The sequence below is a fragment of the Ramlibacter ginsenosidimutans genome (genome assembly GCF_016654015.1).
Taxonomy (GTDB): Bacteria; Pseudomonadota; Gammaproteobacteria; order Burkholderiales; family Burkholderiaceae_C; genus Ramlibacter; species Ramlibacter ginsenosidimutans.
In genome coordinates, this window is sequence record NZ_JAEPWM010000001.1 from 674,260 (window position 1) to 692,607 (window position 18,348).

The 18,348-nt window shown below is 69.7% G+C and carries 18 protein-coding genes and 1 pseudogene; 4 read left to right on the forward strand and 15 right to left on the reverse strand.

The window, feature by feature from the left end; all coding sequences use genetic code 11:
• Nucleotides 1-4: 4 nt before the first annotated feature.
• The 5 genes from JJB11_RS03315 to JJB11_RS03335 form a co-directional block, all read right to left on the reverse strand.
• A complete protein-coding gene (locus JJB11_RS03315) occupies nt 5-862 on the reverse strand; it encodes a branched-chain amino acid ABC transporter permease (protein ID WP_201964575.1) in 858 nt (285 codons plus the stop codon).
• 12 nt (nt 863-874) lie between these two features.
• Nucleotides 875-2,071 carry an amino acid ABC transporter substrate-binding protein gene (locus JJB11_RS03320; protein WP_201166468.1) on the reverse strand — a complete coding sequence of 399 codons (1,197 nt, stop codon included), beginning with the start codon at nt 2,069-2,071 and terminating at the stop codon, nt 875-877.
• A complete protein-coding gene (locus JJB11_RS03325) occupies nt 2,068-3,261 on the reverse strand; it encodes a CoA transferase (protein WP_201166469.1) in 1,194 nt (397 codons plus the stop codon). Before JJB11_RS03325 ends, JJB11_RS03320 begins: the two co-directional genes overlap by 4 nt.
• Complete coding sequence (locus tag JJB11_RS03330) at nt 3,258-4,058, reverse strand: citryl-CoA lyase (RefSeq protein WP_201166470.1); 801 nt, start codon at nt 4,056-4,058, stop codon at nt 3,258-3,260. Before JJB11_RS03330 ends, JJB11_RS03325 begins: the two co-directional genes overlap by 4 nt.
• A gap of 128 nt (nt 4,059-4,186) precedes the next feature.
• Nucleotides 4,187-5,071, reverse strand: a complete 885-nt coding sequence (locus tag JJB11_RS03335; protein WP_201166471.1) for a dioxygenase family protein — start codon at nt 5,069-5,071, stop codon at nt 4,187-4,189.
• A 79-nt stretch (nt 5,072-5,150) separates the two neighbouring features.
• On the opposite strand from JJB11_RS03335, the gene JJB11_RS03340 reads away from it, so the two are divergent.
• Both JJB11_RS03340 and JJB11_RS03345 read left to right on the forward strand, forming a co-directional pair.
• Complete coding sequence (locus JJB11_RS03340) at nt 5,151-6,065, forward strand: LysR substrate-binding domain-containing protein (protein ID WP_201964576.1); 915 nt, start codon at nt 5,151-5,153, stop codon at nt 6,063-6,065.
• 26 nt (nt 6,066-6,091) lie between these two features.
• Nucleotides 6,092-7,036 carry a metallophosphoesterase gene (locus JJB11_RS03345; RefSeq protein ID WP_201166472.1) on the forward strand — a complete coding sequence of 315 codons (945 nt, stop codon included), beginning with the start codon at nt 6,092-6,094 and terminating at the stop codon, nt 7,034-7,036.
• 20 nt (nt 7,037-7,056) lie between these two features.
• Here the strand turns inward: JJB11_RS03345 and JJB11_RS03350 are convergent, their stop codons facing one another.
• The 5 genes from JJB11_RS03350 to JJB11_RS03370 form a co-directional block, all read right to left on the reverse strand.
• On the reverse strand, nt 7,057-7,314 hold the full coding sequence (locus JJB11_RS03350; RefSeq protein ID WP_201166473.1) for a hypothetical protein: 258 nt from the start codon (nt 7,312-7,314) through the stop codon (nt 7,057-7,059).
• Nucleotides 7,315-7,529: 215 nt separating this feature from the next.
• Nucleotides 7,530-7,790, reverse strand: coding sequence for a hypothetical protein (locus JJB11_RS03355; protein WP_201166474.1), 261 nt, complete (start codon nt 7,788-7,790; stop codon nt 7,530-7,532).
• A gap of 7 nt (nt 7,791-7,797) precedes the next feature.
• Complete coding sequence (locus tag JJB11_RS03360; protein ID WP_201166475.1) at nt 7,798-9,141, reverse strand: amidohydrolase family protein; 1,344 nt, start codon at nt 9,139-9,141, stop codon at nt 7,798-7,800.
• 46 nt (nt 9,142-9,187) lie between these two features.
• Entirely contained in the window at nt 9,188-9,493 is a 306-nt protein-coding gene (locus tag JJB11_RS03365) for a Dabb family protein (RefSeq protein ID WP_201964577.1), read from the reverse strand.
• Nucleotides 9,490-10,332 (reverse strand): intradiol ring-cleavage dioxygenase, encoded by an 843-nt coding sequence (locus JJB11_RS03370; protein ID WP_201166476.1) that lies wholly within the window; start codon nt 10,330-10,332, stop codon nt 9,490-9,492. The genes JJB11_RS03365 and JJB11_RS03370 overlap by 4 nt, the downstream gene beginning before the upstream one ends.
• Nucleotides 10,333-10,432: 100 nt before the next feature.
• Between JJB11_RS03370 and JJB11_RS03375 the strand changes: the two genes are divergently transcribed.
• Both JJB11_RS03375 and JJB11_RS03380 read left to right on the forward strand, forming a co-directional pair.
• Nucleotides 10,433-11,359 carry a LysR family transcriptional regulator gene (locus JJB11_RS03375; RefSeq protein ID WP_201166477.1) on the forward strand — a complete coding sequence of 309 codons (927 nt, stop codon included), beginning with the start codon at nt 10,433-10,435 and terminating at the stop codon, nt 11,357-11,359.
• Entirely contained in the window at nt 11,335-13,011 is a 1,677-nt protein-coding gene (locus tag JJB11_RS03380) for an FAD-dependent monooxygenase (protein WP_201166478.1), read from the forward strand. Before JJB11_RS03375 ends, JJB11_RS03380 begins: the two co-directional genes overlap by 25 nt.
• Nucleotides 13,012-13,034: 23 nt before the next feature.
• Here the strand turns inward: JJB11_RS03380 and JJB11_RS03385 are convergent, their stop codons facing one another.
• The 5 genes and pseudogenes from JJB11_RS03385 to JJB11_RS03405 form a co-directional block, all read right to left on the reverse strand.
• A complete protein-coding gene (locus JJB11_RS03385) occupies nt 13,035-14,309 on the reverse strand; it encodes a serine hydrolase (protein WP_201167033.1) in 1,275 nt (424 codons plus the stop codon).
• Nucleotides 14,310-14,363: 54 nt separating this feature from the next.
• Nucleotides 14,364-15,416, reverse strand: a pseudogene (locus JJB11_RS03390) (maleylacetate reductase); the annotation flags it as partial.
• 1 nt (nt 15,417) lies between these two features.
• On the reverse strand, nt 15,418-16,284 hold the full coding sequence (locus JJB11_RS03395; RefSeq protein WP_201166479.1) for an NAD(P)-dependent oxidoreductase: 867 nt from the start codon (nt 16,282-16,284) through the stop codon (nt 15,418-15,420).
• Nucleotide 16,285: 1 nt separating this feature from the next.
• Complete coding sequence (locus JJB11_RS03400) at nt 16,286-17,245, reverse strand: Bug family tripartite tricarboxylate transporter substrate binding protein (RefSeq protein ID WP_201166480.1); 960 nt, start codon at nt 17,243-17,245, stop codon at nt 16,286-16,288.
• A 47-nt stretch (nt 17,246-17,292) separates the two neighbouring features.
• Entirely contained in the window at nt 17,293-18,216 is a 924-nt protein-coding gene (locus JJB11_RS03405; protein ID WP_201166481.1) for an NAD(P)-dependent oxidoreductase, read from the reverse strand.
• Nucleotides 18,217-18,348 lie beyond the last annotated feature (132 nt).

Consider the following 18,348-nt stretch of genomic DNA (forward strand, 5'->3'; position numbering starts at 1 on the left):
CGCCTCAGGCCCTTTCCGGCCGGAACAGCAGCATCAGGATCAGCAGCGAGAAGGACACGATGGGCGCCCACGAAGGCGACGCCACCGCCATCGTGATGGCCTCGCTCACGCCGATGACCACACCCGCCGCGAGCGGACCCAGCGGGCTGCCCAGGCCACCCAGCATCACCGCCGCGAACACCACGCCGACCCAGGCGAAGATCTGCGACGGTGTCAGCGTGAAGGTGAGCGCCAGGCACACGCCGGCCACGCCGGCGAGCGCCGCGCAGCCGCCCGCCAGCACGAGCCCGAGGCGCTGCGCGTCGATGCCGAAGGCCGATGCGATCGGCCCGTCCTCCGCCATCGCACGCATCGCCTTGCCGAGATCCGTGTAGCGCATCGCGGCCCACACCGCGAGCGCGATCGACAGCGAGAGCACGAAGGTCAGCAGCTCCGGGATCGGCACGTACAGCGGGCCCACGGTGAACTTCAGGTCGTTGTAGTGCGATTCGAGTCGCCGGTAGTCCGCGGTCCAGATGCCCTGGATCGCACTCTCGATGACCACGGTGATGCCGAAGGTGACCAGCAGCGAATTGAACGGCGTGATGGCGAAGCGCGAGAGCACCCACTGCATTCCCACGCCCACCGCGAAAAACAGCGGCGGCACGATGACGAGCGCCAGCAGCGGGTCCACGTGCCAGCTGGCCGCCATCTGGTAACTGAGGTAGCCGGCCAGGAACACCAGGCCGAAGTGCGCCAGGTTGATCTGCCGCAGCAGCCCCCAGGTAAGGCCCAGCCCGAGGCCGATCAGCCCGTACAGCGCACCAATGAAGATGCCGGACAGGATGGATTGCAGCAGCAGGTGCCAGCTGGGCAGGGTCATCGCGCGGCGGCGTCAGGGCATCTGCAGGGTGGCCCCCGGCGCCGCGAAGGACGTGGGCCACACCACCTTCCAGGTGCCGCCCTGCACCTGCTTGATCTTCATCAGGTCGTCGCCGTAGTTGCCCGGGCCGTCGAAACGCAGGCGCCCCTCGATCGTGTCGACCTTGTTCTTGCGCAGCCAGTCGGCGATCTTCCGGTCGTCCAGGCTGTTGGTCGCGCGCACGCCCGCCTCGAGGATCTGCCAGGCCGTGTACGAGGCCGCGGCCTGCACCTCCACGTGCGTGTCGGGCAGGTTGGCCGCGGCGGCGCGCTCGTTGAAGACCCGCACGAAGTTGGCGGCGACGCCGGAGTTGGTGAAGGGCGGATGCTCCTCGAAGATGGTGAGGGCGAGCGCCTTGTCGCCGTCGGCGCTCTTGGTCATCGGCCCCGGCGCCGGATAGATGTGGAAGTGCAGCGGCGGCGTGTAGTCGATCTTCTTCATCGCGTCGAGCAGCTGGTTGCCTTCGAGGCCGATGTCGCCGATCCACACCAGGTCCGCATTGGCGTCCTTCACGCGGGCGGCAATGGGACCGAAGTCGCGGTTGCCGAATTCCCACTCGAGATACAGCACCTCCTTCAGGCCGCGCTGCTTCGCCACCTCCCGGCCGCCCACGGACATGAAGTGCACCGAGGGGAACTTGCTCGTGACGATGGCGATGGTCTTGGGCGGCTTGCGCGACTGGGCGAGCATGTCGAACAAGGTGTTGGGCACGGTCTTCTCGGGCGTCGGCCCCAGCGCCCAGGCCGGGAACTGCATGTCGTACTTGGCCAGCGAGGGAATGCCGAACGTGTGGTGCACCAGCACCTTGTTGTAGCGCTGCGCGACCCCCATCGCGGAGAGGATCGCGCCGGTCGCATACGGCCCCATCAGCAGGTCGACCTTGTCGCTCGTGACCAGCTGCTCGTACAGCGTGCGGGCGACGTCCGGCTTGGACTGGTCGTCCTTGACGATCCACTGCACGGGCCGCCCCAGCAGGCCACCCCGCTGGTTCAACTGCTCGACGTAGATCTCGCCCACCAGCTTGTGCGTGAGCGCCGTGGCCGACAGCGGGCCGGTGAGCGCGAGCGTGCTGCCGATGCGGATCGGCTGGCCAGCTGGCGCCTGCGCCAGCACGGGGGCGGCCAGCGAGGCGCCGGCGGCGGCGAGGATGCGACGGCGAGAGAAGGTCATGTCAGGTCTCCTGGTTCTAGGTGGGACTGCATCAACGCGATCGCGGGGGCTGCGGCGCGCGGCTTCCAGCCGCGCGCCAGTTCCTCGTTGTGTTCGCCGAGCAGCGGCGGCGCCGTCACTTCCAGCGGCCGCTCGCCGTCGAAGGACACCGGCGAGCGCACGGTGCGGAAGGTGCCGACCACGGGGTGCTCCGTCTCGACGAACAGCTGCAGGTGCTTCGCCTGGGGATCGTCCGGAACTTCCTCGGTCGTGTACATAGGGGAATGCGGCACGTCCCTGGCCTCCAGCCGGCGACACCATTCGGCACGCTCCTGCCCGAGGAAGATGGGACGCAGCACCTCGATCAGCTCCTCCTGGTGGTCGATGCGGCCTTGCCGGCTGGCGAAGCGCGGGTCCCGGAAGATGTCGGGACGCTCCATCGCGTCGGCCAGGCCCTGCCAGAACTTCTCGGGCGAGGACATGTGCAGCGCGATCCACAGGCCGTCCCGGCACTCCAGCACATACGACTGCGAGACGCTCGGCCGGCTGAACGGACCCATCACCTCATTCGCCGAGAACAGGTGCTGGAACGCATCGAGGTTGAAGTGCGTCATGGCCTCGAACATCGACAGTTCCACTTTGCGCGCCGTGCCCCGCTTCTCGCGCTCGTAGAGCGCACCGAGGATGCCGTACGCGGCGTAGAAGCCCGTGACGAGGTCGGCGATCGCGGGACCGGTGACGCGCGGGTTGCCGGGGTTCACCAGCAGGCCCAGGAAGCCCGACGCTGCCTGCGCCACGCTGTCGTAGGCCGGCCGCTGCGCCGCCGGGCCGGTGGCGCCGAAGCCGCTGATGGCGCAGTAGATCAGGCGCGGGTTCAGCGCGTGCAGGCGGTCGAAGCCGGCGCCGATCTGCTCCGCGAACGCGGGACGGAAGTTCTGGATGTAGACGTCGGCGTCCTTCACCAGCGCATCGAACTTCGCCAGGTCGGCCGGCTGCTTCGTGTTCAGCGTGACGCTGCGCTTGTTGCGGTTGACGGTCTGGTAGTGCGGCGAGTACAGGCCGCCCTTGAACGCGCGAAAGGGATCTCCCGTTCCCGGCAGTTCCACCTTCACCACGTCGGCGCCCAGGTCCGCCAGCAGCATGGACGCGGCGGGGCCGGTGATGAAGGTGCCGTGCTCCAGCACGCGGACGCCGTCCAGGACCTTGATCACGCCTTTTGCTCCGGCTGGGCGCCCGTGTACTCGAACTCGCGCGTGGCCTGGTAGGACAGTGCGAAGCCGATCGGGTCGTTCAGTTCCTCGGTGAGGTGCGCGATGAGGCTCGCGGTGCGCGCGAGCATCGGCACGCCTTTCAGCGCGGCGACCGGGAAGCCCACGCCCAGCAGCACCGCGGGGATCGCGCCGGACACGTTCAGCTTGAGGTCCTTGCCGACCACCTCGGGGATGACCTGCTCCACCACCTTGGCGATCTCGACGAAGCGCTGGCCGCCGCCCGCCTTGCGGGAGACGGCGAAGAGCGCGTCGACGCGCGGATCGCGCCGCTTGTGTTCGGGATGGCCGTAGCCGGCGATGGCCTGCTTGCGTTCGCGGCGCGCTGCGACGACGGCGCGTGCGGCCGCGGCGATGTCACCGTCGCGCCGCTGCGCTTCCTCGTCGATCTCCACGTACAGCCGGCCCGCGGTTTCCGATGCGCCCAGGATCACCGAGCCCGATCCCAGGATGCCCGCGGCGACGGCGCCCTGCATCGCGTCGGGGGCCGCGGCGAGCGTCATGCGCGCGGCCTGCACGCTGGGCACGAGCCCGTGCTCCGCGATCGCGACCAGCGTCGCGTTGAGCACCGCGCTGGCCGCCGCATCCGGCCGCTGGCCAGTGAGCAGCAGGAAGAAGTAGTCGCCGAAATTGACCTGCCCGATCAGGTCGCGGGCGAGGTCGTTGCCCCGCACGACGATGGTGTCCTCGTTGGACGTGCAGATGCCCGAGCGGGGCAGCGTGGCCTTGCCGATCTTCAATTCAGTCTCCCGGTTGCTGGGGGATGCTGGGGTTCGCTGCGCTCACCGCCAGCCTACGAGGGTCAGCGGACTTGGCGGAGTGCGTACGCTGGCGGTGAGCGAAAGCGAACCCCAGCGCGTTGCCAAGCTCACCCCGCCTTCGGCACCAGGCGGAAGTCGTACTTCGCGGTGTAGAAAGGCTTGTCCATCGTGCGCCCGTCCGGCGCCTTGCCGGGCGGGTGCTTGGGAAAGTCCACCACCAGGCTGTTGCGCACGCCGAAGACTGCGTCCGAGTCGAGGTAAGGGCTGTCCTTGACGAAGATGTGCGTCACGAGCTTCTGGTGGCCCGGCGCCTCCAGCATCATGTGCATGTGCCCGGGCCGGTTCAGGTGCCGCCCCATCTTGTCCAGCATGCGGCCGACGGGCCCGTCGCCCGGCACCGGGTAGTAGGTCGGCTTGATGGACCAGAAGCGGTAATTGCCTTCCTTGTCCGTGCGGAACTGCGCCCGCAGGCTCATCTCGTGGCCCTTCTGCATGTCGTACAGGCCGCCCTCGTCGCCGGACCATACGTCCAGCACGCAGTCGGCCACCGCTTTTCCGAAGGTGTCCGTCACGCGCCCGTGGTACAGCGTGGGCTCGCCGAAGCCTTCGCCGATGTCGGCGCCCAGCTCCTTCTTCGGCGCGCCGGGCCAGAAGAACGGACCTTGCACGGTCGCTTCGGTCGGTCTCTCGCCCGGCCGGTCCGCCAGCGCCCGGGCGCCGCGAGCCTGGTCCAGCGCGACCACCAGCATCGAGATGCCGAGCGTGTCCGACAGCAGGATGAACTCCTGGCGCTTCTCGTCGCACTTCTTCCCGGTCTCGGTGAGGAACTGGATGCCGGCCATCCACTCTTCGGGCGTGAGGTCCACCTCGCGCATGAAGGCGTGGGCGTGCTTCACGAGTGCGCTCATGACCTGCTTGAAGCGCGCGTCCTTGCACTCGCCCATGCGTTCGATCACGGCCTGCGCGAAATCGGTGACTTCCAGTTGCGCCATGCTTGCTCCTTGGTGACGGGCGCAGTCTAGGAGCCGTCCGGCCGGGTTGGAAAGTGATGAATTTCCACGGTTATGATCGATGCCATCGATCGCAATCCGGGCGGACCCTATGGAACTGCGCCACCTGCGCTACTTCGACGCCGTCGCCGAAACGCTGAACTTCACGCGGGCCGCCGAACGACTGCACGTCACGCAGTCCACGCTGTCGCACCAGATCAAGCAGCTGGAAGAGGAACTGGGTGCGGCGCTGTTCGACCGCGGCGGCAAGCATGTACGGATGACCGAGGCGGGCGAGATCCTGCGCAGCCACATGACGCCCGCGCTGGAGCAGATCGACCTCGGCCTGCAGGCCTTGCGCACGCCCGCCGTGGCGATCACGGGCAGCATCCGCCTGGGCACCACGCCCAGCTTCAACACGCGCATGGTCCCGCAGTGCGTGGCGACGCTACTCAACCAGTATCCCGGCATGGCCGTCACCGTGGAGGAACTCGCGGCGGGGCAGATCCTCAAGCGGCTGCGCTCGGGCCACCTGGACATCGCGGTGTCGTACCCGCCCGGCGACGGCGGCGACCTCTGGTTCGAGCCCCTCTACAACGAGGAGCTGCGCCTGGTGGTCGGCATCCACCATCCGCTGGCGAAGCGCCGCCGCGTGCGCATGGTGGAACTGCACGGCGTGCGCATGGCGCTGCTGCATCCGCAGTTCCTCACGCGCAAGCTGCTCGACGACTGCTTCCACCAGGCCGGCGCGAAGCCCATCGTGGTGGCGCAGATGAATTCCGTCGCGCCCATGATCGCGCTGATCCGGCAGACCGATCTCGCCGGGATCATCACCGAGACGGCGGTGGCGCCGTCGGCGGACCTGCGCGTGATCCCGCTGGAAGACCCGACCCCGATCCGCACGCCCGGCCTGCTGTGGCCGAAGGGCGCGACGCGTTCGCCGGTGCTGAAGCACTTCGCCGAGATCATCCGCCGCGCGGCGGGGACCGGCGCCTGAACGGCCCGCGCCGGGCCGTCCGCACCATGTCCTTTCGCGAAGCCGAACTCGCCGCCCTCGCCGCGCGCATGGGCGAACAGCTGCTGCGGCAGCGGCTCGCGCGCGAACGCGACGCCCACCTCGCACCCGCGCTTCCGGTGGGCGAGGTGCTGGCCGCGCACCACCTGCGCGGCTCCGGCCGCGCCATCCACCTGGTCCTCACGCTGTGCGGGCTGCGCGGCGTCGGCCGGCGCAACGCGCATGCGATCGAGCTGCGCCAGCATGCGCTGAAGCTGCCGCGGCTACCCGCTGCCTTCGAAGGATTCACGCTGCTGCACCTGAGCGACCTGCACATCGACGCGGGCGAGCGCTACCTGCAGGCCCTCGTGGAACGCGTGCAGGGCGTCTCCTGCGACGCCTGCGTGCTCACGGGCGACTTCCGCTTCGGCACGCGCGGATCCTCGGCCCCGGCCATCGCCGCCCTCGCCCGCCTGCTGCCCGCGCTGCCCGCGACCACCTTCGCGGTGCTGGGCAACCACGACGACCTCGCCCTGGGACTCGGCCTCGAAGCGCTGGGCGTACGGGTCCTGATGAACGAGGCCGAGGCGCTGCAGCGCGGCGGAGAAAGCATGCACATCGCCGGCATCGACGACGCGCACTACTTCCGCACGCACGACCTCGCGCGCGCCCGGGCGGGCGTGCCGCCCGATGGCTGCGCCCTGCTGCTGTCGCACACGCCGCAGCCGTATCGCGAGGCGGCGGCGCACGGTTTCGCGGGCATGCTGTGCGGCCACACGCACGGCGGCCAGATCTGCCTGCCGGGAGGCATTCCCCTGCTGACGGAGGCCCGGGCGCCACGCCGGCTCGCGCGCGGCAGCTGGCGCTTCGGCACGATGGCCGGCTACACGTCGGTGGGTTGCGGTTGCTCGATCGTGGACGCGCGCTTCTTCTGCCCGCCCGAGGTCACTGTGCACACGCTGCAGCGGGCCTGAGCGGCCACACGCGCCAAGCCTCAGCCGTGAGCCGCGGTGCGCGCGGCGCAGTCGTTGAAATGCCGCACCAGTTCCAGGAAGGCACCGCGCGTGTGCACCACGCCGTCCAGCACCACCACCGCGTTGGCGCGCTGGAGGGCGCGATTGCGGAAGCGGCGCAGGGCCGAGGGGAACTCCGACGGCGCCACTCGCTCGGACGCGACCACCTCGCCATACGGCGTGGCCAGGCTGATGGTGCGCGTGCCGGGCGCGTCGGGTTCGTCGTGCTGCAGGTCCATGCACGCACTTTGCTCCGCTCGCGCGCCACGCAGGGTAGGACCGGCCGGGAATTCTTGCAGGACACCTGCCTACGCCCGGTCGGGCTGGGTCACTGGCTGAGTTTCACCTGTAGGTCACGGCCACCTGCGCGGTCGCGGCAAGGGATCCGCCCGCATGCGTCGGCCGCCCGAGGCCGCCAGGCCGCCCCGCGTCGCGTGCTTGAGCCGCAGCCCCATCAGGCCGTGTCGCGGCCCTGTTTTTCGAGGCTGGCGGATTTCTTCAGGCCGCGCACGTTCATGGCCGCGAGGATCAGTTGCAGCGTGATGAGTGCATAGGCCTGCGTGTGCCAGCCCCAGGCCACCCACAGGGCGTTGCTGGCCATGAAGACCCAGAAGCCGATCTTGCGCCGGTCGGCGTGCGCGGACGCGACCAGCCACGCGGCGAGCACGCTGGCCACCATGGCGGGCCACTGAAGGAGGTCGAGGAGGTTGTCCATGCGGCGCTCAGTGGACCAGGCCCATGGCGCGCGTGATCTTCTCGCCCGAAGCGCACAGCCGGGCCAAGTCCGCCGACAGGTCGCCGGCCAGCAGCCGGCCCGCGCGCTTGCGCCAGCGACCGGCCACCATGACGCTGTCGATGTTGGCCAGCGAGGTCTGGAACACGACGCTGCTCACCGCGTCGTGCACCGGCTGCATGTTGAGGTCGCTGGCGCGGATGACGACCAGGTCGGCCTGCTTGCCCGGCGCCAGCGTGCCGATGCGATCGAGCTGCTGCAGCATGCGCGCGCCCTCCACCGTCACCCAGGACAGCGCTTCGCGCGCGGTGATCGTGGAGGTCGGCGGGATCGTGCCGTGCGTCTCGCGGTAAGCGACGTTGTCCAGGCTGCGCTGCATGCCGAGCGCGACCCGCGCCTGCGTGAGCATGTCGCCCGAGAGGACGCTCTCGAGGTCGACGCCGAGCGAAGGCGCACGGCCGAAGCGCCGCAGCCGGCCGGTGATCGGATGGCCGTGGCCTTGCGACATCTCGCTCTCCGCTGCCGCGGAAAAACTCATGCCGAGTTCGCAGAAGCGTTGCAGCTGCCCGTCCGAAAGCGCGTGGCCATGCACGATGTTGATGTTGGGTCCGAGCAGGCCCGCGGCCTCCAGCCGCTCCCAGCCGTCCGGCGTGCGGGCCACGCCGCCGCCCTGGTGCAGCGAGGCGATCAGTCCCAGCTCGCGCGCCATCCGGAAGTCCTGCATCGCGACCTCCAGCGTGGCGTAGTGCGGCCCGAGCACCGCGGCCTGGATCGACAGCAGCGACTGCCCCTGATGCGCCTTCAGCAGGCGCTCGATCTCCGCGCGCGGATGCGGCACCTCCCAGAACGGAACCTGCCCCGGCTTGGGATCGGGCTTGGGCGTGCCGTGGAAGAAGGCCGCGCGAATGCCGGTGGACAGCAGGCCCTCGATCGCCGCGTCGTTGTGCGCAGGCGTGGGATTGTTGTGGCACCAGTCGGCCAGCGTGGTCGTGCCGCAATTGAGCTGGTTCAACGCGCCCATGCGCGTGGCGATGAACAGGTCGTCCGGCTGGAAGGCCGTGGCAAGCCCCGCATGCATCTTCTGGAAGTACTCCAGCAGCGTCCAGTTCGCGGCCACGCCGCGCAGCGCCGTCTGCCAGGTGTGCATGTGCGCATTGACCAGGCCGGGGATGACGATGCAGCCGCTGGCGTCGACCACATCGGCGTCGCCGGCTTCGATGCGGGGCGCGATCGCAGCGATGCGCTCGCCCTGGACCAGCAGGTCGCCTTGCGGCAGCTCGCCTTGCTGGTCCATCGTGACGATGGTCGCGCCGCGCAGGAGGGTGTTGGGCATGGAATCTCCAGGATCGGGCCAGGCGCACTGCGCACCCGGCACCGCTTCATTCGCTGACGGTGTAGTCCACCTGGTGGCGATGCGTGCGCATGGCGCCGAGTTCCTGCTTCACGCGCAGGTGCTCGGGATGGGTGGCGTAGGCATCGAGCGCCGCCTGGGAACTGAAGTCGCTGACCAGCACCACGTCGCACGCATAGTCCACGCCGCTGCTGTCCACCCCGATCTCCAGGTGCAGCAGGCCGGGAATGCGACCGCGCAGGCCGAGGAAACTCGCCTTGAGCTGCTCGATGTTGGCCAGCTTCTCGTCGCGGGTCGCCCCGCGCACGTTCCACATGACGACGTGGCGGATCAAGCCGCGGCCTCCATCTTGCGCGGCAGCACGAAGTCGTACTCGACGAGGTAGCTGCCGTCCGGCTGCTTCACCCAGTCGGCGATCAGCGACTGGCGCACGCCGAACACGGCATCGGAGTCCAGGTACGGGTCGCCATTGCGGAACACGTGGGTGATCAGCCGCTCGTAGCCCGGCGCCGTGATCATGAAATGCAGGTGCGCCGGCCGCCAGGGATGGCGTTTGGTCGCGCGCAGCATCTCGCCGACCGGGCCGTCATCCGGGATCGGGTAGGCCTCCGCGAGGATGGAGCGGAAGTGGTACTGCCCCTTGCCGTTGGCGTGCAGCACGCCGCGCGCCTGGTGCGCATCCAGCCCCTCGCGCTGCACGTCGTACTTGCCTTCGGCGTCCGCCTGCCACACCTGGATCTCGGCGCCGGGAACCGGCTCGCCGTCCAGCCCGCGCACCGTTCCGCGCACCAGGCAGGGAACGCCAGGCGCGCCGTTGGCGACGTCCTCGCCGAGGTCGAAGCTGGGCGCGTCTTCCACGAAGAAGGGACCGAACACGGTGGCTTCGGTGCAGCCGGCGGGCTTGTCGTTGTTCATCGCCACGGTGAGCATCGACAGGCCCAGCGTATCGGACAGCAGGATGAACTCCTGGCGCTGGTCGTCCGTGATGTGGCCCACTCGCGTGAGGAAATCGATGCCGCGGAACCATTCCGCCTCGGTGAGCTTCACCTCGCGCGCGAAGGCGTGCAGGTGCTGCACCAGGCTGGTCATGATCTCCTTCAGGCGCGGGTCCGGCGTGTCGGCGAATCGCGCGATGACGGCCTGGGTGATGTTGTCCTGGGTGAGGTTGCGCATGGGAGTCTCCTGGCGCGACTCTAGGGCCCGGCCATAATTTGCGAAAGCGCCGCGCGGCAAATGAGTTTTCCGCGGCGCGCAAGAAACAGGAGGCGACGCCTTGGACCGCTGGACGGAGATGGCCTTGTTCGTGCAGGTGGCCGAGACCGGCAGCCTCAGCCGCGCGGCCGAGGAGCTGGGCCTGTCCAACGCGGCGGCCAGCCGGCACCTGTCCGCGCTGGAGGAGCGCCTGGGAGCCCGCCTGGTGGAGCGCAACACGCGGCGCCTGTACCTCACCGAGCCGGGGCAGGAGTTCCTGCGACGCAGCAAGTCCATCCTCGCCGAGCTGCAGGAAGCGGAGTCCGCCGTCAATGCGTCCACGGTGAATCCGACGGGAACGCTGCGCGTCACCGCCTCGCTGTCGTTTTCCATGCAGCACATCGCGCCGCTGCTGCCGGAGTACACCCGCCGCTATCCCAACGTGACCGTGCAGGTGGAGGCTGCCAACCGCTACCTCGACCTGATCGACAACAACATCGACGTGGCGATCCGCACGCGCGAGTTCGAGCCCGATTCCAACATCACGATCCGGCGCCTCGCCGAAACGCGCCGCATCCTGGCCGCGTCGCCCGGCTACCTCTCGCGCGCCGGAACGCCGCGCGACCTGAAGGAGCTCGCGAAGCACGCGCTGCTGGTCTACACGTACGCCAACAATCCGCACGAGCTGCGCTTCACGCGCGACGGCGAGACCAGCACCGTCTCGATCAAGGGCGTGCTGGAGTCCAACGATGGCCAGGTGCTGCGCGCCGCTGCGCTGGAAGGCCTGGGCATCCTCGTGCAGCCCACCTACATCCTCTACGACGACATCGTGGCCGGCCGGCTGGTGCCGGTGCTGGATGCGTGGGACCTGCCGCGCCTGACCGTCAACCTCGCCTACCCCAGCCGCAAGCACCTCACCGCCAAGGTGCGGACCTTCATCGATTTCATGGCCGAACACTTCGACCGCATGGAGTACGAACGCAAGTGGACGACACGCTTCGGGTTCTGAACACGGACGTCCTGGTCGCCGGCGGCGGCCCGTGCGGCCTGATGCTCGCCAACGAGCTGGGGCGGCGCGGCATCCGCACGCTGCTGGTCGATGCGAAGCCCTCCACGGCCTTCAACCCGCAGGCCAATGCGACGCAGGCGCGCACGATGGAGCACTTCCGGCGCCTGGGCTTCGCCGACGAAGTGCGTGCGCTCGGGCTGCCGCCGGACCATCCCACCGACATCGCCTACTTCACCCGCTACACGGGCCATGAACTCGCGCGGCTGTCTCTGCCGACGGCGGCGCAGGCCGTGCGCGACGTGAAGAAGCTGGGCGGCTCCTGGAGCGCGGCCGAACTGCCGCACCGCGTCTCGCAGAAGTTCGTGGAGCAGGTGCTGCGCCGCCATGCCGAGACGCATGCCACGAACGACATCCGCTACGGCTGCGAACTGCTGGACTTCGAAGACGCTGGCGGGCACGTCGAGGCGCGCATCCGTGCCATCGACGGCGGCGCGCCGCAGCGCGTCAGGGCGCGCTTCCTGGTCGGCGCGGACGGGCCGCGCAGCCTCGTGCGCAGCCGCCTGGGGCTCGCGTGGAGCGGCGCGACCGGGGTGCGGCGCGACTTCATGGGCGGCCTCATGTTTGCCGTGTACCTGCGCGCACCGGCCTTCTACGACGTGCTGCCGCATGCGCGCGCCTGGATGTACGTCTCGGTGAACGCGCAGCGCCGCGCCTTCATGGCGTCGGTGGACGGCCGCTCGGAGTTCGCCTTCCACGCCGCCCTGCACGAGGGCGAGAACGCGCAAGCGTGGACCGAGGCCGATGCGCGCCGGGTGTTCGCGCAGGCGCTCGGCCGCGAGATCCCGATCGAGATCCTGTCCTGTGGCACGTGGACGGCCGGGCACTCGCTCGTCGCCGGCGCGTTCCAGCGCGGCCGCGTGTTCCTCGCCGGCGACGCAGCGCACCTGTTCACGCCCACCGGCGGCCTCGGCTACAACACGGCTGTCGAGGATGCGGTGAACCTGGCGTGGAAGCTTGGGCAGGTCCTGCGCGGCACCAGCCCGATGAGCCTCCTCGACAGCTACGAGCTGGAACGCAAGCCCCTGGCCTTGCGCAACACCGCTTATGCGCGGCGCTTCGCGGATTCGGTGGGCTTGTACCCGGCGCTGCCGGTGCTGGAAGAGGAGAGCCCGGACGGCATCGCGGCGCGCGCCGCCGCGTCGGCGCACCTGCAGCAGCATGTGCGGCTGGAGTTCAACATTCCCGGCGTGACCTTCGGCGGCCGCTATGACGGCTCGCCCCTGGTCGTTGACGATGGCACGCGGCCGCCGCCCGACACGCCGAACGACTACGTGCCCACGGCGTGCCCGGGCGGGCGGCCGCCCCATGCCTGGCTGGAGGATGGCCGCTCGCTGTTCGACAGCTTCCACGACGAATGGACCCTGCTCGCGCTGGGTCCCGCCGCCGTGGATGCGCAGCCCTTCACGGATGCAGCAAGGGCGCTGGGGCTGGACCTGCGCGTCGTGCGGCATCCGTCGGCCTCATTGCGCGCGCTCTACGAAGCGCCGCTCGCGCTGGTCCGTCCCGACCAGGTCGTTGCCTGGCGCGGTGACGATGCGGCCGCGGCCGGCGACGTGCTGCGCCAGGCGAGCGGCCACGCAGTCTTGCGTTGAGCCGCGCCGCCGGCGAGGTCGGCTCAACCGTGGTGCAGCAGACGGGCGAGCGCGAGGAAGGCCGGCAAGGTGATCGGGTCGTTGGCCGCGCTGGCCGCGACGGGGTGCGACGCGAAGCGCGCGACGACCAGGTCCGCCTTCGGAGCGACATAGAGGCGTTGCCCGTGGATGCCGCGCGCCTCGAAGGCATCGAGCGCGTTGTGCGACACCCACCACATGCTGCGATACGAGTAGCCCGCCAGCAGCGTGTAGCCGGCCTGCGCGAACTTCGCGGGATCGCTGCCGCGCCGGATGTCGGCGACGACGGCTTCCGGCAGGAGCTGGCGGCGCTGCCACGCGCCGCCACGCAGCATCAATTCACCGAAGCGCGCGAGGTCGCGCAGGCTGGCGCTCAGGCCTCCGCCTCCCATGGGCACGCAGATCGGGTCCACCGAGAGATAGCCGTCCTCCTCGCACCCGAGCGGCGACCAAAGCCGCTCGCTGAGCATCTGCGCCAGGGACACACCGGTCACCCGCTTCATGATCCACGCCATCAGCTCGGTGTTCACGGTCTTGTACGCGAACGCTTCGCCATGCCGGCCTTCGGGCTGCAGTGTCTGCAGGTACTCGTAGAAATTCCCCGCCCCGCTGTAGCCCGCGGGCCGCGGCCGCACGCCGCCGGCGCGCGCATAGTCCCAGATCTGCGCCTGGGGATCCGCATAGAGCTCGGAATACGCGACGCCGATCTGCATGTCGAGCAACTGGCGCAAGGTCGCGTCCTCGTAGGCCGTGCCCTTCATCTCCGGCAGCCAGTGCGGCACGCGCTGGCTCTCGTCGAGCACGCCTTCGTGCACGAGCGTCGCGCACAGCGTGGCCGCGTACGACTTGGTGATGGAGAAGCAGGCGTGCGGCAGGTGCGGCTGCAGCGCGCCGAAATAGCGTTCGTACACGCGCCGGCCCCGGTGCAGCACCACGATGCCGTCCGTGTACGTGTCGTGCAGCGACTCGTCCCAGCGCCGCTCGCGCCCCTGCAGGTCGGTGAACGCCAGGCCGTCGATGGCGGCGTCGTGCGCGCCCGTCGGCGTGCCCAGGTCGCTGGCGGGACCCGGTCCCCGCCACACGTTCACCGTCGGAACCAGCTCGCGCATGTGCGATAGGCTCCAGCGCATCTGCGGAAACGCGAGGAAGCTTTCGTCGGCGAAGCGCACCTGGCGTTCGCTCGGCGGCGGCGCTCCTTCCATCCAGCCGTGGCGCCGGGGGTCGGAGGAGCGGCCGTCGGGATAGTCGATGCCGTCGAAGCGGAGGGTGCCGGAGTCCATGGCCGCAGCGTACGGGCGCGCTGTCCGCGCCGACACAGGGAAACCCCATTCCGCCGGCCGCCGCCCCTCGTACGCGTCCTGCAGCAGCTGGCGGATCGCGGCACGCTCCAGCGGCCGCGGGTTCGGGTACTGGTTCTGCAGCGCGATGTCGCAGGCGCGGTCCAGGTCGGCGGCGTGCATGCCGATATCGCGCAAGGCGACGGGCGCGCCGTTGTCCCGCGCCAGGTCGTACACGGCCTGCGGCGCGCTGCGCGCGTCCAGCGCCCGGGCGATGCGGCGCATCGCATCGGTCGCGGCCTGCGCGTTGTAGGCCAGCGCATGCGGCAGCACGATCGTGTGCGTCTCGGCATGCGGCAGGTTGAAGCTGCCCCCGAGCGTGTGGCACAGCTTGTGGTGCAGGGCCATGCCCACGTTGCCCAGCACGGTGCCGCACAGCCACGCGCCATAGAGTGCGTCGCTGCGCGCTTGCAGGTCCCTGGCGTTCGCGCGGATGCCAGGCAGCGCGCGCCCGAGGGCGCGGATGCCCTCTTCGGCCATCAGGTCCATCACCGGGTTGCCATCGACCGCGTAGAGGCCTTCGGCCGCGTGCGCGATGGCATTGATGCCGCTGGTGACGCTCAGGCCGACGGGCAGCGTGAGCGTCAGCTCGGGGTCGTAGATCACGGCGCGCGGCAGCACGCGCGCGTCGCGGCCGGTCTTCTTGAGGCCGGCCTCGGTGATGCCGTAGATCGGGGTCATCTCGCTGCCGGCGTAGGTGGTCGGAATGGCGAGGATGGGCAGGCCCGAGTCCAGTGCGATCGCCTTGCCGAGCCCGGTGGTGGAGCCGCCGCCCACCGCGACCGCGCAATCCGCGCCGAGTCGCCGCGCGACTTCGCGCGCCTCGCGTGCGGTCTCGATCGGCACATGCATGACCGCGCGATCGAAGATGCCCGCGGCCTTGTCGCCCAGCAGGCCTGCGACGTGTTCCGCGCTGGCGCGCTGCTCCGGCGTCGAGAGCACGAGGGCACGCTTCGCGCCGAGCGCGTCGATTTCCGCGCCGAGCCGGTCGAGCGCGCCGGGACCGAACACCACGCGCGCCGGCTGTCCGTTGTAGACGAAGCTTCGCATCTCAGCTCTCCAGTCCTGCCGCCCGAGCTGCGGCCTTGATGATCGCCGCGTAGTCCTCGCCGCCCCAGCCCTGCGCGACGGCCGCTTGCAAGGCCTGCTGGGTCGCCGCCGTCTGCGGCAGCGGCACATGCGAGTCGGCAGCGGCTTGCAGGATGAGGCCCACGTCCTTGAGCATCTGCTCCACCGTGAAGGTCGGCGTGAAGTCGTGCTGCGCGAGCTGCACAGACTTCGCCTTCAGGATAGGCGAGCCGACCGCGCTGGCGCCCAGCACGCGGAACATGTCCTGCCAGGCCAGGCCGCCCTTGCGCCCCAGTGCCAGGGCTTCGGCGAGCATCGCGCTGGTCTGCACGATCATCAGGTTCACGACCAGCTTCATGAGGCGCGCCTGCTCGCCTTCCCCCAGCCAGAACTGCTGCGGGCCCAGCAGGCGCAGCAGCGGCAGCAGTTCCTCGTAGGTGGCGAGCGGCCCCGAGGCCATGAGGGTGAGCTGTGCCGCTTCGGCCATGTGGTTGTTGCCCGAGACGGTCGCGCGCAGGTAGCGCACACCCGCCGCCGTACAGAGCTGCGCCGCCTGCGCCGAGGCGTGCAGCGACACCGTGCTGGTGTCGACCCACGCCGCGCCGCGCTGGGCCACGTCCGCGACCTGCGCCGCAACGGCAAGCAAGGCATCGTCGTGCGGCAGCGAGGAGAGGATCACCTGGGCCGCCGCGAGCCCCGCGTCGGCGTCCACCACTTCGAGTTGCGCCGCGCGCGCGAGCTGCAGGCGGGCGGGGTCCGGATCCGACACGCTCAGTGCATGGCCGCCCGCGCGCAGGTGGCGGGCCATCGGCAGGCCCATCTTGCCGGCGCCGGCGACGTGCACGCGCATGTCACTGCACCTTCAGCTTCGCGTTCTTCGCGATGATCGCGGCCGCGTCCATCTCGGTCTTGATGTAGGCGTTGAAGGCAGCCGGCTCCATGGTGAAGGGGTCGGCTCCCAGGCTGGCCAGGCGCGTCTTCACCTCGGGCGAGTTCACCGCCTTCACGGCCTCGTCGTGCAGGCGTTTCACGATGGCCGGCGGCGTCGCGGAGGGAACGATCATGCCCACCCACAGCGTGTAGTCGGAGTTGGGCACGCCGGCTTCCAACGTCGTTGGCACGTCGGGGAGCGCCGGCGAGCGCTGTGCCGTGCTCACGGCCAGCGCCACCAGCTTGCCGTCCTTCACCATCGGCAGCGCCGAAGCCATGGGGGCGAAGAAGAAGTCGTCGCGCCCGCCGATCACGTCGGTCAGCGCTTCGGGCGTGCCCTTGAACGGCACGTGCTGGGCGTCGATGCCGGCGCCCAGCTTGAACTTCTCCGCGTTCATGTGCGTGGCGCTGCCGGTGCCCGCCGACGCGTAGTTCAGCGAACCCGGCTTCGCCTTGGCGGCGGCGACGAGATCCGCGACGGTGTGCCAGCCGCGCGTGGGCGACACGACCAGCACGTTGGGCACGGACGCGAGCGGCGTCACGCCGCTCAGGTCGCGCACGGTGTCGTAGCTCAGGTTCGAATAGATTGCCGGATTGAGCACGTGGCCCGAAGAGTGGATCAGGACGGTGTAGCCGTCAGGCTCGGCCTTCGCGACCTGCGCCGCACCGATGGTGCCGCCCGCGCCCGGCTTGTTCTCGACGACGATGGGCTGGCCCAGGCTGCGGCTCATCGCGTCGCCGACCGTGCGCGCCACGATGTCGGTGACGCTGCCGGCGGTGAAGGGCACGATCATCCGGATCGGCTTGGTCGGCCACGCGTTCTGCGCCAGGGCGCTGGCCGCGAGCACGGTGGCGGCGAGCACGGTGAGGATTCGCTTCATGTCTTGTCTCCTTGGAACCATTGGGAACAGATGCGAAAGGGAAAGCGTCAGGACGCGAGGCCGTCGTCCACCTGCACGTTCTCTGGCTTCAGCTCCAGGCCCGCATCGCGCGCGGTCTCCTGCAGCAGCACGGCGAAGTCGATGTGATCGTGGCCGCGCCCGACGAGGCGCGCGACCGACTCGCGCGTCGCCGCGGCGGCAGGCATGGCGACGCCGTACGCCTTCGCGGCGCCCATGCCCAGGTCCATGTCCTTCAGCAGCAGCTTGGGCGTGAAGGTGACCTGGTCGAACGTGAGGTTCGTGAGCATCGGGCTCTTGTAGCGGGTGTACATCGAGCCGAGCACCGAGTCGTTGATGCTCTCCAGGAACACGTGGCGGGGGATGCCCGCCTTCTCGGCCAGCACGGTGATCTCGCACAGGTTCTGGATCACCACGCCGAACATGGTGTTGTGCGCGATCTTCCACACGCGCGCCAGCTCGCCCTCGCCCACCCACATCGCCTTGCGGCCCATCGCGGCGAGGTAGGGCTGCGCCTTCTCGTACAGCGCCTTCGGCCCGGAGGCGACGATCAGCAGCTTGCCGGCCTTGGCGACCTTGGCATTGCCCGACACCGGCGCGCAGAGATAGGCGACGCCCATGGCCTCGAGCTGCGTGCGGATCTCCGCCGAGCCTTCCTGCGAGATCGAGGAGCTGTCGACGACGACCTGCGGCTTCTTCTCACCGGTGACGAGTCCGCCGGCGCCGAACAGGACCTCCTTGAGGTCGTCGGTGGTGGAGACCATGGTGAACACGACCTCGCAGCCGGCGAGGTCGGTCTTGTCGCGCACGATCTCGGCGCCGTACTCGGCGAGCGGCTCGGCCTTGCTGCGCGTGCGGTTCCACACGCTGGCGCCGTAGCCCGCCTTCAGCAGCCGCTTCACCATGGCCTCGCCCATGCGCCCGAGGCCTATCCAACCCACTTGCTTTGCCATTCCCGCCATCCTTGTCGAAGATCTGGCGGCAGTGTCTGGCGCGCGCGCGCCACTGGCAAGCGGGCCGGCGGAATTCAGTTTTCCGGGGGGCGAAAGAGGCGGGCGCGGTGCCAGAGCGGGCAGGTGAACGCA